Source organism: Paenibacillus agricola, assembly GCF_011440305.1.
Lineage (GTDB): Bacteria > Bacillota > Bacilli > Paenibacillales > NBRC-103111 > Paenibacillus_S > Paenibacillus_S agricola.
Genome location: NZ_JAAOIW010000015.1, coordinates 43,622 through 59,596, shown reverse-complemented (window position 1 = coordinate 59,596; position 15,975 = coordinate 43,622). Strand labels below are relative to the sequence as shown.

General features: G+C 45.9%; 15 protein-coding genes. 13 read left to right on the top strand and 2 right to left on the bottom strand.

Features of this window, described 5'->3' with window-relative positions; all coding sequences use genetic code 11:
* Positions 1–76: 76 nt before the first annotated feature.
* The gene (locus tag G9U52_RS29665) at positions 77–304 is read right to left on the bottom strand and encodes a 3-dehydroquinate dehydratase (RefSeq protein WP_091169112.1); all 228 of its coding nucleotides are present in this window, start codon (positions 302–304) and stop codon (positions 77–79) included.
* Positions 305–566: 262 nt separating this feature from the next.
* On the opposite strand from G9U52_RS29665, the gene G9U52_RS29660 reads away from it, so the two are divergent.
* The 5 genes from G9U52_RS29660 (at position 567) to G9U52_RS29640 (ending at position 6,159) form a co-directional block, all read left to right on the top strand.
* Positions 567–1,409, top strand: coding sequence for an amidohydrolase family protein (locus G9U52_RS29660; protein WP_166154496.1), 843 nt, complete (start codon positions 567–569; stop codon positions 1,407–1,409).
* 18 nt (positions 1,410–1,427) lie between these two features.
* Positions 1,428–2,255: a PPK2 family polyphosphate kinase gene (locus G9U52_RS29655; protein ID WP_166154494.1), complete on the top strand. Its 828-nt coding sequence runs from the start codon at positions 1,428–1,430 to the stop codon at positions 2,253–2,255.
* Positions 2,252–3,646 (top strand): UTP--glucose-1-phosphate uridylyltransferase, encoded by a 1,395-nt coding sequence (locus tag G9U52_RS29650; protein ID WP_166154492.1) that lies wholly within the window; start codon positions 2,252–2,254, stop codon positions 3,644–3,646. The genes G9U52_RS29655 and G9U52_RS29650 overlap by 4 nt, the downstream gene beginning before the upstream one ends.
* A gap of 199 nt (positions 3,647–3,845) precedes the next feature.
* Positions 3,846–4,811 (top strand): bile acid:sodium symporter family protein, encoded by a 966-nt coding sequence (locus tag G9U52_RS29645; RefSeq protein WP_166154490.1) that lies wholly within the window; start codon positions 3,846–3,848, stop codon positions 4,809–4,811.
* 94 nt (positions 4,812–4,905) lie between these two features.
* Positions 4,906–6,159 carry a DUF445 domain-containing protein gene (locus G9U52_RS29640; RefSeq protein WP_166154488.1) on the top strand — a complete coding sequence of 418 codons (1,254 nt, stop codon included), beginning with the start codon at positions 4,906–4,908 and terminating at the stop codon, positions 6,157–6,159.
* Positions 6,160–6,305: 146 nt separating this feature from the next.
* On the opposite strand, the gene G9U52_RS29635 is transcribed toward G9U52_RS29640, so the two are convergent.
* Entirely contained in the window at positions 6,306–7,505 is a 1,200-nt protein-coding gene (locus G9U52_RS29635; RefSeq protein WP_207953298.1) for an ROK family transcriptional regulator, read from the bottom strand.
* Between the two features lie 184 nt (positions 7,506–7,689).
* Between G9U52_RS29635 and G9U52_RS29630 the strand changes: the two genes are divergently transcribed.
* From G9U52_RS29630 to G9U52_RS29595, 8 genes are all read left to right on the top strand, one after another.
* A complete protein-coding gene (locus G9U52_RS29630) occupies positions 7,690–8,118 on the top strand; it encodes an RbsD/FucU family protein (RefSeq protein ID WP_166154486.1) in 429 nt (142 codons plus the stop codon).
* Entirely contained in the window at positions 8,115–9,164 is a 1,050-nt protein-coding gene (locus G9U52_RS29625) for an aldo/keto reductase (RefSeq protein ID WP_166154484.1), read from the top strand. Before G9U52_RS29630 ends, G9U52_RS29625 begins: the two co-directional genes overlap by 4 nt.
* 257 nt (positions 9,165–9,421) lie before the next feature.
* Complete coding sequence (locus G9U52_RS29620; protein WP_166154482.1) at positions 9,422–10,213, top strand: sugar phosphate isomerase/epimerase family protein; 792 nt, start codon at positions 9,422–9,424, stop codon at positions 10,211–10,213.
* A 15-nt stretch (positions 10,214–10,228) separates the two neighbouring features.
* Positions 10,229–11,200, top strand: a complete 972-nt coding sequence (locus G9U52_RS29615; protein WP_166154480.1) for a Gfo/Idh/MocA family protein — start codon at positions 10,229–10,231, stop codon at positions 11,198–11,200.
* Between the two features lie 71 nt (positions 11,201–11,271).
* Positions 11,272–12,240, top strand: coding sequence for an ABC transporter permease (locus tag G9U52_RS29610; RefSeq protein WP_166154478.1), 969 nt, complete (start codon positions 11,272–11,274; stop codon positions 12,238–12,240).
* Between the two features lie 16 nt (positions 12,241–12,256).
* Positions 12,257–13,150, top strand: a complete 894-nt coding sequence (locus G9U52_RS29605; protein WP_166154476.1) for a carbohydrate ABC transporter permease — start codon at positions 12,257–12,259, stop codon at positions 13,148–13,150.
* 71 nt (positions 13,151–13,221) lie between these two features.
* Complete coding sequence (locus tag G9U52_RS29600) at positions 13,222–14,904, top strand: ABC transporter substrate-binding protein (protein ID WP_166154475.1); 1,683 nt, start codon at positions 13,222–13,224, stop codon at positions 14,902–14,904.
* Between the two features lie 48 nt (positions 14,905–14,952).
* The gene (locus G9U52_RS29595; RefSeq protein ID WP_166154473.1) at positions 14,953–15,951 is read left to right on the top strand and encodes a hydroxyacid dehydrogenase; all 999 of its coding nucleotides are present in this window, start codon (positions 14,953–14,955) and stop codon (positions 15,949–15,951) included.
* Positions 15,952–15,975: the final 24 nt, after the last annotated feature.

Here is a 15,975-nt window from a genome sequence, read left to right as displayed (position 1 = left end):
TATGCAGCTTCTTTGTGTATCAAATATGTATAGTGCTGGTAGGGCATGAAAGCTTTACCGCGCATAGGAGTCTATTCTAGTATAGCGATAAAGCCAATGAATCAGTTTCATTGTAGGAATGGAGAATGGCTTCGCATCCAACGATTTCAATGCTGATCAAAGAATCCAGACATTTTTTAATCGCTCTTTTACCTTTAACTACCTTCGATTCCAAAGCGGATACCAAAAGGTTGAGTTTCTTTTTGTTCTTCTCATCAGAGTATACAGGAACTGTTTTATTTTGGACTGTTATAAACAATTTCATTTCGCTCACCCGCCTAATAGTTGGATATAATAATAGTATATATTACGTTTATTAAAATAACATTAAAATTTGGCTACATTTTAAAGGCATTTTCGGGTAATCTTACTTTCTCGTTTTACCGTAGTTCTTCGTTACACCTTATTAACCCATTCCGATTTATTTAAAACACCTAATGATGAAAAAAATGACTGAATGTGCCAAATGCTCAAAACTATTGTAAAATGGTTCCAAAGGAAGTCTATGAAAAATGGAGGCTGCAAAAATGAGAGTGGATTCACATCAGCATTTCTGGCAAATAGCCAGGGGAGATTACGGTTGGACACAAGGTAAAGAGGTGCTTCACCGTGACTATTTGCCGTTGGATTTGAAAACGCACCTGCAAGAGAGTAAAATCGACAAGACCATCGTGGTGCAAGCTGCCCCGACTTTGCAGGACACCGAGTTTATGCTTGGACTAGCTAAAGACAATGAGTCGATAGCCGGCGTGGTAGGCTGGATGGATCTTGAGCGCAGCGATTACCGGGAGCAATACCGGCATTTGCTTGCCCAGCCAGGCTTGGTGGGTATCCGTGTGATGATCCAGAGCATGAAAAATGCAGACGATGTTTTGCGTCCAGCTTCATTGGAAGCGTTACAATTTTTGGCTGACGAAAATTTTTCGGTTGATCTGCTAATGCATGCCGGCCAGCTTTCATCGGTGCAGCAGCTATTGCGTGAGGTGCCAACGCTTCGTGGCGTTATTGACCATATCGCCAAGCCTGATATCGCAAAGGGACAATGGGAGCCATGGGCATCGCAGCTACAAGAACTTGCCTCCTATCCAGGGATCTATTGCAAGCTATCGGGCATGGTCACTGAGGCTGACCACAACGGCTGGGCCGTTGAGGATTTTATCCCTTATGTCCGCCATATGGTGGAGGCCTTTGGGACAAACCGCGTGATGTTCGGCAGTGATTGGCCTGTTTGCCTGCTTGCAGCAAGCTATGGGCAAGTCGTGAAAATTTTGGAAGCAGCGTTACCGGAGGGCTTGACAGAAGCCGAGAGTGCCGCGATTTTTGGGCATAATGCACTGCATTTCTACAAGCTAGAGCATCTCATACAATAAAATTGGAGTGATGAAGATATGTCCCGAAACTATAAGCTGCCCCGTGATAAAAAGATTAAGCTCAGCCAGTTCGACCCGGATGATACGGCTTCGTTCAAAGATAAGGATGAGGTCGCTGAGCATTATGCCAAGCTTAAGGAAGAATTGACGGAGCTGCAGGACATGTTATTTGCCGAAAAAAAACATTCCTTGCTGATCATTTTTCAAGGTATGGATTGCAGCGGCAAGGACGGTGTTATTAAAAAAGTACTGTCCGGGGTCAACCCGCAGGGCTTCAAGGTCAACTCCTTTAAAAAACCGACTATCGAGGAATCTGCACATGACTTCTTATGGCGCGCCCACAAGGAGACGCCCGAGCGTGGATTTATAACGGCGTTTAACCGCTCTTATTATGAAGATGTGCTCATTACCCGTGTACATAACCAGATTGATGATGAGGAAGCAGAAAAACGTTTTAAACATATTAAAAGCTTTGAAAAGCTTTTGGCTGACCATGATACGATTATATTGAAAATATTTTTGCACATCTCGAAGGATTTTCAAATTCAAAAAATCGAAGAGCGGCTTCATAACCCGGCGAAAAAGTGGAAATTTGATCCGAGCGATCTTTTGGAGCGTAACTATTGGGATGCTTATCAAAAGGCTTATGAGGGTGTCTTTACAAACTGTAATTCGAAGGAAGCCCCATGGCATTTGGTGCCAGCTAACAATCGGTGGTATCGGGACTATGTCGTGCTCGGCCTTCTGGTAGATGCGCTCAAAAAGCTGTCATTGTCATACCCAGACCCCGAAATTCCGATGGAAGATTTAATCGGGCTGCTGCCCATGGGATCGAAGCCCAAATGAACGTAAATTATGAGGCTGCTCTGGAGGTTCTCGCCCAGCATCGCCAGACGCATGTATTGCGATTTTATGCGGAGCTGCCGGAGTCTTCCCAGCAGAAGCTGCTGGAGCAAATTAGGCTTATGAATTGGGAGCAGCTTGAGGCTGCTTTAGCCCATTCAGCATTCGGGCAGGCTCCAGCAAGCCTGAGCAGCTCCCTGAATTCAACAGCAAGCCCGACCGATTTATCCGTCGATCCATTCGCAGATTTAGCACCGATTGAGGGTTATGATTGGGAAGCTTTTAGTCCAGAGGAGCAGCGCTTTTACGAAGAAAAAGGCTGGCAGCTGCTTAAGACCGGCAAGGTAGGAGCGGTTGTTGTAGCTGGCGGGCAAGGCAGCAGGCTCGGTCATAGCGGGCCTAAAGGGACATTTGATATCGGTCTGCCCTCGCATAAATCGCTTTTTCAGCTGCAGGCTGAGCGGCTGATGAACCTTTCTAGCCGGGCGGGAAGTACGATTCCGTGGTATATTATGACAAGCCCAGATAACCATATAGAAACGCTGCGTTTTTTCTTGGAAGCGAATTATTTTGGATATGACCGTAAAAGCTGTATGTTTGTAAAGCAAGGGGTTATGCCTGCTGTTGATGGGGCTGGTCGTATTTTATTAGCGGCTAAGGATGAAATAAGCTTGGCTCCGAGTGGCAATGGGGAATGCTTTGCCGTTTTGCATCGTGAGGGTGCATTAGCAGATATGCAGCGCCGCGGAGTGGATTGGTTATTTTATTATAATGTAGATAATGCGTTGATCCAGGTGGCTGATCCCAAATTTGTTGGAGTAGCGGCCCATTTCAATCATCCTATTGCTACAAAAGTTGTGGATAAAGCAAGCCCTGAGGAGAAGGTTGGTATTATTTGCATGAACAAGAACCGGCCAGCTGTTATTGAATATACGGATTTACCGGAGCCATTGATGCATAAGCGGGATGATCAAGGGAAGCTTGTTTATGGGCTGGGTAATATTTCGATCCATGTATTTCGCCGTGATTGGATTGAACAACAGCTTGGCAGTGACCTTCCCTACCATAAGGCGCACAAAAAAATCAAGCACATAAATGAGCAGGGCCATGAGGTAGAGAGCGACCAGCCGGATGGCTACAAATTCGAAACGCTAATCTTCGATTATTTCCCTCGGGCTAGCGAGATTACAGTGCTCCGCATGAAGCGCGAAGGCGAATTTGCCCCAGTCAAAAACAAAACGGGAATCGACAGCCCGGAATCCGCGCGGCAGCTTATGTATAACCTGCACCGAAGCTGGCTGCAACAAGCAGGTGTTCCCTTGGATCAATTCCAAGAGCCCGTCGAGATTTCGCCGCTTATCTCCTATTCTGGTGAGGGTTTAGGTGGCGAATAAGCCCATAAGGGTAGCTGTGTCTAGCTACCCCTAGCTGCAAATTTATTGGAAAAAAGCGACTTGTTTACAAAGTTGCTCTTTTTTGTGCTTGCATTTTATAAAAATTGACAAAATAGATCGTTTTTGCTTGTCAAGGTTATGCTACAATAAACGATGATTCCTGATCGAATCCTAATCTTAATTCAGAAGAGGGCTGAGTATGATTAATCGTTTGAATAAGGCTTTAGAAAAATTTATGCCGTTTATAACCCCGACGGGTGTGGTAGTTGGTTTGATTGGTGCCGTATGGCTGCATAATCTTAGCTTTATTGTGCCTTGGATTTTTGCGGCAATGACCTTTACGGGCAGCATTGGTTCTAATTTTCGCGACTTGCAACGAGTATTGATGCATCCACAGCCGATAGTCGTTAATCTGCTTATTTTGCATCTGGTCATGCCTCTGCTAGGCTGGGCGGCAGGACTGATCTTTTTCCCTGGGGATGATTTGACCCAAACCGGACTTGTCCTATTATTTGTCATTCCAACAGGTGTCGTTAGCCTTGTATGGGTCACGATTTACCGCGGTAATTTGGCGTTGACCTTAGCTTTGATTTTGCTGGATACGATGATATCTCCTTTTATTGTTCCCTTGAGCCTGTCATGGATTGTAGGGGCCAAGGTGCATATGGAGCCTCTGGATATTATGGGTGGGCTGCTTTGGATGGTGGTGTTGCCTTCATTAATCGGGATGGCGCTGAATCAATGGACGAAGGGTAAAATCAAAACCAAATGGGGTCCTAACCTTGCTCCCTTTTCCAAAATCGGCTTGTTCGTCGTGGTTGCGATTAACAGCTCGGTGGTTGCCCCTTATTTGAAAAATTTTGATATCAAGCTATTAAAAATATTTATTGTAGCGCTTGTGCTTGCGGTTGTTGGTTATGTGGCCGGATGGCTGGTTGCCCATTGGTTGAAATGGGATCGCGAGGTTACGATAGCGCTTACGATCAACTCTGGGATGAGGAATCTAAGTGCGGGTGCCGTACTCGCTATTAGCTTTTTTCCTCCTCCGGTTGCGATTCCGGTTATTGCCGGCATGCTTTTTCAGCAAATTCTCGCTGCTTTATTCGGTCAAAGATTGGTTAAAAAATATGGTGTGGAGCCAACGGTGTCGACGCCGGCAGCATAGATGCTGGGCTTATTTTCCTTGGTATGTCCATTGATGGTATAATGTTGTGATGCTAAGAAGTTAGTTTGCTCCACAGACTCTAAGGATGGTGAAGATGACAATGGCGAGTAATTCCAGATATACGGCTACGGTATCGCTTGTAGTCATGGCGGTAGGCTTTGTAGGTACTTTGTTTTTTGAAGGGTCCACTTGGGTTCGCTTTTTGCAAAGTGGATTTGAAGCGGGTCTTGTAGGGGGGCTGGCCGATTGGTTTGCGGTGACCGCCTTATTCCGCCATCCCTTGGGTATTCCGATCCCGCATACAGCGCTTTTGCCCAAAAATCGTGAAAAAGTGTCACGTGCTTTGGTATCAACCATTCAGGATGATTTGCTCAGCAAAAAAAGTATTACCGAAAAGCTGGCGCAGGTGCCGATCGTGGAGAAGCTGCTGCGAGGTGCAGCCGAGCAATTAGGCTCGGAATCAGCCAAAATGGGAATGGTATCCCTTAGTGAGTACGCGATTCGCCAGCTGCCGTTGGACAAGCTAGCGGCAATAGGAGAGCGGGAAATCCGTAATATCGTGGATGGGGTCGATTTGCGTGAAATGCTGCAAAAAGCGTTGCAGCAGGTATACACAAGAGGCTACGATGAACTGGCCTTCGATTTTGCCTTGGATACGGCTGAGAATTTGATTATGAAGCCGGAGATTCGTGACCGTATGGGAGCGATGGCTTCCCAAGCGCTGCAAAATCTTAATGCAGGCGGTATGATGCAGTTTGCGCTTAATGCTTTTGCCGGGTTTTTCAATGACGAGAAGCTGGGCAGCCTGATTCAGCAGTTTATGCTTAATGGGATCGAGGGCTTGAGGCTGCATAGCAACCCTAACCGCCGGGCGGTTATGAAGGCGATCCACAATTGGTTGGACAATCCGTCCAATCAGGAGAAGATTACCTTGGAGCTGGATGGTTGGAAATCGCAAATGCTGGATGAATTTAAGCTGGATGAGAAGCTGCTGGAGCTGCTTCAGCGTTTGCAGGCACAAGCATTGGAATGGGTGCATCGTGAGGATTATGTTGAGGTGTATGTAATTCCGCTCGTAACCCGCCTTGTTGACGAGGTTTGCAGCAATGTGGAGTTGCTTGATCGGCTGGAAAGTGGGCTGCGGGAGCAAATCGCACGTTGGATTGAAGCTAACCACCATAAGATAGGCGCTTTGATCCGTGAAAATATTGACCGGTTTGATGATAAAACGCTGATTGTTCTCATGGAGGATAAAATTGGTGGGGATCTGCAGTGGATTCGCGTTAATGGTGCGATATGCGGATTTCTGATCGGGATTATTTTGGCGGGCATTAAAATGCTTGCTTAATCGCAGGAAATTGCCAGCACGTAAAAAGTAGAAATAGGCTTCGTAGGTCGATCCTAGTGATCGACCTACGAAGCCTATTTATGTTACTATGATCAACACTGTAAATCTGCATTAATGTGTCACATTATTTGCATCAATTCACTCAATTAGTTGAAAATACCAATGGACATATTTTTGTCAAAGGCGAAATTTGCTGCGCCCAACGCACCGCCGATATCCTTAAATACAGAGGTTCTGACAATGGTATCAGCGGATAGGGGACGCATTGCCCGCTGGCGCATGACCTTAGTGGCGATATCCACAAACAGTGAGCTGGCGCTAGGGATCGTCCCGCCCAGGATGATCGCCTCGGGGTTGAATGTATTCAACAGGTTAGCCATCGCGATGCCCAGATAAGAGCCTGCTTTCGTAATGACCTGAATGGCAAGCTCATCATGGTCCTCGGCGGCGGCACACACATCATGCACCTTCAGAAATTGCAAGTCCACATTCTGGTACGGGTAAACGATCTCATGCTCGGAGGCACGCACCAGCTTGCGAAATTCCTGCTCGATGGCGGGACCTGCCGACAGCATTTGCAAGCAGCCGTTGTTGCCACAAGGGCAAAGCGGTCCTGACGGCTCAATCGTGGTGTGGCCGATTTCTCCGGCACCACCGAGCGAGCCCGACAATAGCTGGCGGTTTATGTACAAGCCTGCCGCAATACCCATCCCTACGCCAATATAGATCATATTGTCAAAGGAGACACCTGCGCCATAACGGCACTCCGTTAATCCGCGGGCGCGGTGGCGGTTAACGACGACCGTGGGCCAGCCAATTTCACTTTCCATAATACTGGCTACATCCACCTGGTTCCATTCAAGGTCAGCGGCGCTGCGAATCGTCCGATGATCGGCGTCGACCAGGCCAGGAACGCCCAAGCCCAGCAAAGGAATAGGGGCTTTGTCCAAGCCTGCTACGAAGCTGGCAATTTCTTTGGCCAGGGCTTTAAAGGTTTCTTCAGGCTCAAAGGTATATACGGGAATTTTCATCGTTTTGACTACATTGCCCAGCAGATCAAATGCCCCTAAGGTCCAAGTCTTGTTATCAAGGTCAGCCCCAATAATGACTCTGGAATTAGGGACTAGCTCCAATGCGGTCGCAGGCCTGCCTTTAGTAGACATTCGATTATCGGTTTCACCAACCAGGTTACATTCGATCAATTCAGCTATCGAGATCGAAATGGTCGCGCGGCTTAGTCCGGTCAGGCGGGTTAGGTCAATCCTTGACATACTGCCGTGAACACGCAAGGTTTGTAAAATACTAAGCTTGCTTCCTTTTTGGTCTTTTAGCTCAAGTTGGCTCATAATAACACCCTAACTATAGTATATAAGTTCATTTATACAAATATGGCGACGATGACATTACCCATTATAGCATAAAAAGAGCTAATCTCAACGAAATGAACTAAGATAATTTAAATCTTTACATAAATCAAAGGTGATGCTAAAATAATTTGGAAACGGTTACTTACGGGAAGGAGGATCAAACATGCTAAGAGGAATTCCAGCGATTTTGTCACCTGAGCTGGTAAAGACATTGATGGAGATGGGGCATGGTGATGAGATTATATTGGCGGATGGCAATTTTCCGGCAGCTTCGCTTGCCAAACGGCTAATACGCAGTGACGGACATACGATCCCGGATTTGCTGCAAGCGATTATCCCGCTTTTTCCGCTCGACCATGCAACCCAGGGCCCAGCTATTGTGATGGCATTGCTTCCTAATGATCCGACGCCTGAAGTATGGGAGACGTATCGCACATTAATCAAGCCCTACGAGAGTACCTTCACGGACTTTGCGTTTGAAGAACGGTTTTCCTTTTATGACCGCGCTCTTCAAGCATTTGCGATTGTAGCCACAGGTGATAGATCCTTTAAGGGCAATTTGATTCTGAAAAAAGGAGTGGTTCGGTCATGAAAAAACGTACATTAGGCTCATCGGGCCTGGAGGTCGGCGTGCTGGGAATGGGCTGCTGGCAGTATGGGGGCGGCAGCTACTGGGGCGAGCAAAACCAGCAGGACGTTGATGCTGTAGTACATCGAGCGCTCGATATGGGAGTTAATTATTTCGATACGGCAGAGGTGTATAACGATGGAGCAAGCGAGTTGTCGCTGGGGATATCCTTGAAAGGAAGGCGCCACGAAGCGATCATCGGCAGCAAAATCAGCACCTCGAATACTCAGTCCTCCGTGTTGAGGCAGCATTGCGAAGCCAGCTTAAAGCGGCTGCAAACCGATTATATTGATATATACATGCTGCATTGGCCGATCAGTCCGCTTTCGGTTAAGCATTTTACGCAGGATGAGGCGTTAATCGCTAATCCACCTCAGGTGCAGGAGGTATTCGAATCGCTTCGGGAGCTGCAAAAGGAAGGTAAAATCCGCCATATCGGAATTAGCAACCACGGTGTGCAGCAGATGAAGGAAGTACAAGCGACTGGCGTTGAGGTCGTGGCCAATGAAATGGCCTACAATTTATTGTCGCGGGCTATTGAAGAAAGTGTTTTGCCATATTGCATAGAAAGCCGCATTGGTGTTATTGGCTACATGCCCTTGCTGCAAGGGCTGCTCACTGGCAAATATGCCCGTATTGACGAGCTTAGGCCGATGCAGGCAAGATCCCGCCATTTTCACCACAGCAGGGGCGAGGGCACTCGCCATGGTGAGGAGGGAGCAGAGGCGGAAATTAATCAGGCGCTTGGGGATATTCGCAAGCTGGCAGACGAGCTTGGCACCCATCCCATCGTGCTTTCGCTCGCTTGGGCTGTAGCCAATGAAGCGGTATGCACGACAATTGTGGGCTCCAGAAATATCGCACAGCTGGATCTGAATGTTCAAGGTGCAACTTACGAGCTTACATCTGGCGCTATCGATCGGCTTAATGAGATCACACAACCTGTTTGGGAAAAACTTGGCAGCAATCCTGATTACTATGAAAGTCGACTAAATAGTCGTATCTATTAAAGTTCATAAGTAGACATAAGATTATTTCGTAGGTTCATACATGCATTAATAGTGGATATTATCGATAAAAGAAAACGCTTTATTTAAGTGTATTCATCAAAGTAGTTATTTTTTTGTAAAGTTAATTTAAATATTGACATAATATTCATTACTGAGATAGAATGATTTCATGGTAATGAAAGCGTTATCTTATCGAAGCTGATGTTTAACTAAACATATTCCCATTCGCCATAATAAAAACAAAGGAAGTGCACGATATGACAACCTCATCTATATCCTTTTCTCTTTTCACGAAACCTTGGAAGCAAAAATCGGTATTTGAGCTCGGAGCTTTTGTTAGTGAGCTGGGGTTTGACGGCATAGAATTTCCATTGCGAGACGGCTACCAATTAGAACCGGCTAACGCGGACCAGCTTCCGCAATTGGTGAAGCAATTTGCTGACCACGGCTTGAAAATATTCAGTGTGGCTAGTGAACCGACAGAGAATGTATTCGCCGGCTGCGCTGAGGCTGGAATTCCGATGATCCGGATTATGCCTGCCATTACGCATGAGCAAGGCTATCTGGCTTCAGAGAAAAAGGCGCGAGAGCAAATTGATAAGCTGCTGCCGCTATGCGAAAAGTATGGAGTGATGGTTGGCTGCCAGCAGCACTACGGTAACAATGTAGTTGATTCTGCGGGGCTGCGCAGCTTCCTGGAGCCTTATGACCCTAAATATGTTGGGGCGATTTGGGATACTGCACATGATGCGCTTGCTGGACAGCAGCCTGAATTTGGTCTTGATATTGTCTGGTCTGATCTATGTATGGTTAATTTCAAGAATGCATTTTATAAGCTTCTGAGTGGACCGGAGGCTGAGTCAGCGAAATGGAAGCAATATTTCACTTCCGGCCGGCAAGGGCTTGCTTCATGGCCGCGTACAGCAGCATATCTCCAGAAGCGTGAGTATAACGGAGTGATTTGTTTAAGTGCCGAATATACGAATGCGGAAGAAACAGACCGCTTAATTAAAGAGGATATCGCTTATGCCAAATCATTATTCGTCTAATAGGAGGAAGCACAGATGAGCTCGAAGCTGAGAGTGGTAGTTATTGGAGCAGGGAGAATGGCTAATAGCGTCCATTATCCGTCCTTGGCTTCATTGAAGGAAGAAGTAGAAATCGTAGGCATTTGCGACCTTTATCCCGAATCGCTTGCGCAAACTGCGGATAAATATGGGATTGCTAACCGTTTCTCCGATTACAAAAAAATGCTGGAGGAAACCAAGCCTAATGCCGTGTACGCGATTGGTCAGCCGCATATTATGTATGATATTTGGATGTATTGCCTGAAAGAGGGCCTTAACCTTTATATTGAGAAGCCGCTTGGCATCACGATCCATCAAGCCAGGTCCTTGGTATATATGGCTGAGAAAAACAATTGCATTACGCAGGTGAGCTTCCAGCGGCGCAGCTCGCCCATGGTTACGAAGCTTCGTGAGGAATGCCTGAAGCGAGGACCGATTACCCACGCAGTGTGCAAATTTTATAAATCGGAAATTGAGCCATTTATAGGAGCACGTGACCGGATGATGGATGACACCGTCCACTCCATTGATACGATTCGTTGGATGTGCGGCGGCGAGGTTGTGAAGATTGAGAGTACAACCAAACGTATAGGCGTTCCAGATATTAATTTTATTTCAGCGACAATTGAATTTGATAACGGGGCGACCGGATATTTAATCAATAGCTGGTCGAGCGGGCGCAGAATCTTTTCTGTAGAAATGCATGCACCGAATATTTGTGTCGAGGCCGAGCATGAGACGAAAGGCTATATATACGCGGATGGCGACACAACAGGCGTGGAATATGATGCCCGCGAAGAGGCGGGAGGCAGTGAGCTTTACCAATATGGCGGTTTTCTGGCGAAGCACCGCGAGTTTATCGATTGTCTCCATGCCGGGACACAACCTTCGTCGAATTTTAAGGATGCGTTAAAGACGATGGAGATTGCAGAAACGATCCTAGCTCAAGCATTGCTTAGCGGGAAATAATAGAAGCAGAGCGGAGTCGTAGATTCCGCTCTGCTCCAAGAAAAAGGCAGTGAACTGGAGGAGGTGAGGCTATGAGTTTGAAAGCCTTGAGCGTAAATGAGGTATCGAAGGTGAAAGAGCAGAAAAAAAGCAGAAGGCTGCTTAAAGATATGGCTAAGGTTTGGCAGCTTTATGTACTGATGGCGCTTCCTTTTGCTTACATTATTATTTTTAAATATATTCCTATGTATGGAGCACAGATCGCTTTCAAAAACTTTATTGCAACCAAAGGCATTTGGGGCAGTCCATGGATTGGGTTTGACAATTTTACGCGTTTCTTCGATTCGTATGAGTTTTGGAATATTATGGGGAACACCATTGGTCTTAGCTTCTACCAGCTTGCTGCTGGCTTTCCTTTCCCGATTATATTAGCGTTAAGCCTGAACTATATCATGCACGAAAGATTCAAAAAAATGGTGCAGATGGTCACATACGCACCGCATTTTATATCGGTTGTGGTTATGGTAGGTATCATCTTCCAGGTGCTTGACCCTAGAATCGGGATCGTTAGTGAGATGCTGCGAGCTTTAGGGCTTGGCTCCATTAATTTGATGGGCCAATCTGAATATTTCAAAAGCATTTATGTATGGTCTGGCGTGTGGCAAAATGTAGGCTTCAGCTGTATTATTTATTTGGCCGCATTAGCGGGGATTGATCCTGCGCTGCATGAGGCAGCCGTTGTGGATGGTGCGACGAAAGTTCGCAGAATGTGGCATATTGACCTGCCGGGCATATTGCCTATCGCCATGATCCTGCTTATTCTGGAAGTTGGAAGAATGCTGGAGATCGGTTTTGAAAAAGCTTTTCTGATGCAAAATCCATTAAATCTGCAGGCCTCCGAAATTATTGATACGTTCGTTTATAAAGTCGGCTTGGCTTCTACGGTAGTTAACTTCTCGTACTCTTCTGCGATCGGCTTATTTAAAAATATAATCAATCTTATTTTACTTCTTGCCGTTAACCGCTTGGCTAAAAAAATGGGCCAGAGCAGTCTGTGGTAGACAGGAGGGGCGACTAGTGAATACTACAATTAAAGAAGCAGGCGTTGACAGGTTATTCAATATTGTAAACTACACGATTCTCACGATATTTTTTCTTATTGTCTTATACCCGCTTGTCTATATTGTAAGCGCTTCGTTTAGCTCGACGGATGCGGTTATATCTGGAAGGGTGTGGCTATGGCCGGTTGAACCAGGCTTGAAGGGTTACAAGGCTGTATTTGAATATAAGGCTATTTGGACGGGATTTGGCAATTCTTTATTTTATACAATCGTGGGGACGATCCTAAATGTAGGTTTGACGATTATTGCAGCCTATCCGTTATCACGCAAGGATTTTGTTGGTCGCAATGCAATTATGTTTATCTTCGTATTTACTATTATGTTCTCCGGCGGGATTATCCCTAACTATTTGTTGGTGAAGGATCTGGGTATTTTGGACACGCGCTGGGCAATGATTTTGCCATCAGCATTAAGCGTTTTTAATGTCATTATTACAAGAACCTACTTTCAAACGACGATACCTAGTGAAATGCTCGAAGCGGCACAGGTTGACGGCTGCACGGACTGGAAGTTTTTATGGAAGATTGTGCTTCCTTTATCAGGCCCGATTATTGCGGTTCTTGGTCTTTTTTATGCAGTTGGCCACTGGAATTCATATTTCAGCGCGTTGCTCTATTTAAAAGAAAGAAGCATTTATCCCATCCAATTGGTTCTGCGAACGATATTGATCCAGAATCAAATCGACCCCAGCATGGTAACAAGCGAAGAGGATTTGGTTGCCCGCCAGGGCCTGGCCGATTTGCTGAAATATTCATTAATTGTTGTAGCTACGGCTCCGATGTTGTTGATTTATCCGTTCGTACAAAGACATTTTGTTAAAGGGGTGATGATTGGTTCGATCAAGGGTTAAGGATGGGGGATAGCTTGTAGATCTGCAAGGTCGCAGTCATATCGTTTGATAAGAAAAGGGAGGTCGACTGTATGAAAAAAATGAGCATGATGTTGTTTACCACGTTCTTCTGTAGCTCTTTACTATTGTCCGCTTGCACCAAAGACACGGCAGCGCCGGCAGCACCAAGTACAGCTAAGGAAAGTGCGACGGCTTCGAATGTAGCGCCTGTCGGGCAATTCCCGATTGTAAAGGATAAAATTACATTAAAGGTAGCTATTAAAGGCAGCAGCCTGGTTGAAGATATGAAAACGAATGGGTACACAAAGTGGCTGGAAGAAAAAACCAATGTGCATGTGGATTGGACAATTTTGGATGAAAAAAGCTCCAAAGAACAGTTGAACCTGCTGTTGGCAGGCGGCAGCCTCCCTGATGTTATCATGAATTTGGATGTCTCCCCTGAGCAGCAAATGATTTATGGCGAGCAAGGTGTATTTGTATCGTTGACAGATTTAATTGAAAAGTATGGTGAAAACACGAAAAAGATTTTCAGCGAAATGCCAGAAGCGAAAAGCGCAGTAACAGCTCCAGGCAATAAAATTTACACGCTTCCTTATATTAATGATTGCTTCCATTGCTCACTTGACTTCAAAATGTACGTTTACAAGCCTTGGCTGGATAAGCTTGGTTTAAAAGAGCCAACTACGCTTGATGAATTTTACAATATGCTCAAAGCTTTTAAAGAAAAAGATCCGAACGGTAACGGTAAAGCAGATGAAATTGCTTTAATCGGCGGCGCAGGGTCTACGGCTACCAAATCACAGGTTGATGTGTTTTTGATGAATTCTTTCATCTATGATGATGGATTTAAACGAATGACGGTTAACAATGGCAAAGTCGATGTTGCGTATAACAAACCGGAATGGAAGGAAGGCTTGAAGTACCTGAACAAGCTGTACAAGGATGGTTTGCTAGACCGCCAATCGTTCACTATAGACAAGGCTGGCTTAAAAACGATAGCTGAGAATCCGGATATTGCGATCGGTGGCGCGATTCCTGCCCATTCGCCTTCAGATATTACGATCGTTGAAGGGAAAAGCGGAAGATGGCTGGATTACCAACCAATTGCACCGCTTAAAGGACCAAACGGCGTACAAAAAGCAACTTGGTTAGCTTATGACAAGGTTTCAAATGGTAAGGGCCAATTTATTATTACCAATGCCAATAAAAACCAGGAAGCTACAATGCGCTGGGCGGATGCTATGTACACATTTGAGGCAGCATTATATTCCAATTTTGGTGTTGAAGGCTCCTCTTGGGAAAAAGCAAAGCCAGGGGATCTAGGGCGCGATGGCGCTCCGGCAAGCTACAGGCTGTTAATTCCTTATGGCCGCGTACAAAATGAAAACTGGGCGCAATACGGGTTGAATTACCGGACAGACAAGGATTACTATGCAGGCCAGGCCGTTCTTAAGCTGCCAGACAAAGAAAAAATGTACTATGACATCACGAAGAAAAATTATGATCCGTATAAACCAAAACTTGAAGAAATCGTGCCTCCCATCTTTTTCTCGCCAGCCGAGTCCCAGCAGCTTGCTGATCTGGACAAAACGATTAATGACTTTGTAGTATCCAATATTGCGTTGTTCACAACGGGTGACCAAGATATCGACAAAGGCTGGGATAACTATATTGCGACGCTGGAAAAAATGAACCTAAAGAAATACATCGAGATTTACCAAAAAGCGCTGGATGCCAAAAATGTGAAGAAATAGCAAGCTAGCATGGATGGAAATAGTAAATCAGGAAGGAAACCTACAAGGATGCGTAAAATTTTAGTGCAAATTCCGCATAATCAAGTGGAGCTCTTTTTTACCCCGGAAAGCCTGGAAGCGATCAAGCTATTAGGAGAAGTGGAATGGAATCCGCATGATCGTCCTTTTACTGAGGAAGAGCTGAAAGCGCGTATCCAAGGTGTGGATACCGTCATTACGACCTGGCGAAGTGCGCCCATTACAGATGAGGTGTTGAAAAATGCGGACCAGCTCAAGCTGGTCGCGCATATGGCAGGGTCGGTAAAACCGATTCTGCCAACTACTGCAATCTATCGCAAGGGTATCCGTGTACTCAACAGTAACTATGCGATTGGTGTTTCCGTGAGTGAATCCGTGCTTGCGCTTATATTGGCGCTTGGCCACCGTATTATCCCAGTAGATCGGGTAATGGGAGCGGGGGGGCATCCCAAAAGCGCCGCTTATGAGTCCTACGAACTACGAGGAAGGACAGTGGGATTGGTCGGTCTTGGCATGGTTGCCCGTGAGGTTATTCAACTGCTAAAGCCATTTGGGGTTAGGCTTTTGGGCTTTGATCCTTTTGTGAATCCTGAAACTGCCCGTAATTTGGGTGTGGAGCTGAAGCCGTTGCATGATTTAATAACGCAATCGCATATCATTTCGCTACATGCACCGAAGGTGCCGGAAACCTTCCAGATGATTGGTAAAGAGGAGCTATCGCTCATCCGCGATGGTGCTATCCTAATCAATACGGCACGAGGTGATTTGATTGATGAGGAAGCGTTAATCGAAGAATTGAAGAAAGCGCGTTTTTACGCAGGGCTGGATGTGTTTACGGTGGAGCCGCTGTCAGCAGACAGCGTGTTCCGCAATATGAGCAATGTGATAGCCAGACCGCATTTGGCTGGTGTTAATCCCGATTCAAGGCTGCGTATAGGCACATTAATGGTGCAGGAGCTGCAACATTTTTATAACGAGGAGTCATTGCGCTTTGAAGTAAAAGAGGAGCAGCTTGCGATTATGACTTAATATATCAATAGAAGAAGGAGCACG

Coding starts and splice junctions, on each gene's coding strand:
- G9U52_RS29635 (WP_207953298.1), bottom strand. CDS start 7,505: ATGAGCCAACTTGAGCTAAAAGACCAAAAAGGAAGCAAGCTTAGTATT.
- G9U52_RS29660 (WP_166154496.1), top strand. CDS start 567: ATGAGAGTGGATTCACATCAGCATTTCTGGCAAATAGCCAGGGGAGAT.
- G9U52_RS29665 (WP_091169112.1), bottom strand. CDS start 304: ATGAAATTGTTTATAACAGTCCAAAATAAAACAGTTCCTGTATACTCT.
- G9U52_RS29610 (WP_166154478.1), top strand. CDS start 11,272: ATGAGTTTGAAAGCCTTGAGCGTAAATGAGGTATCGAAGGTGAAAGAG.
- G9U52_RS29645 (WP_166154490.1), top strand. CDS start 3,846: ATGATTAATCGTTTGAATAAGGCTTTAGAAAAATTTATGCCGTTTATA.
- G9U52_RS29655 (WP_166154494.1), top strand. CDS start 1,428: ATGTCCCGAAACTATAAGCTGCCCCGTGATAAAAAGATTAAGCTCAGC.
- G9U52_RS29650 (WP_166154492.1), top strand. CDS start 2,252: ATGAACGTAAATTATGAGGCTGCTCTGGAGGTTCTCGCCCAGCATCGC.
- G9U52_RS29595 (WP_166154473.1), top strand. CDS start 14,953: ATGCGTAAAATTTTAGTGCAAATTCCGCATAATCAAGTGGAGCTCTTT.
- G9U52_RS29615 (WP_166154480.1), top strand. CDS start 10,229: ATGAGCTCGAAGCTGAGAGTGGTAGTTATTGGAGCAGGGAGAATGGCT.
- G9U52_RS29630 (WP_166154486.1), top strand. CDS start 7,690: ATGCTAAGAGGAATTCCAGCGATTTTGTCACCTGAGCTGGTAAAGACA.
- G9U52_RS29620 (WP_166154482.1), top strand. CDS start 9,422: ATGACAACCTCATCTATATCCTTTTCTCTTTTCACGAAACCTTGGAAG.
- G9U52_RS29625 (WP_166154484.1), top strand. CDS start 8,115: ATGAAAAAACGTACATTAGGCTCATCGGGCCTGGAGGTCGGCGTGCTG.
- G9U52_RS29640 (WP_166154488.1), top strand. CDS start 4,906: ATGACAATGGCGAGTAATTCCAGATATACGGCTACGGTATCGCTTGTA.
- G9U52_RS29600 (WP_166154475.1), top strand. CDS start 13,222: ATGAAAAAAATGAGCATGATGTTGTTTACCACGTTCTTCTGTAGCTCT.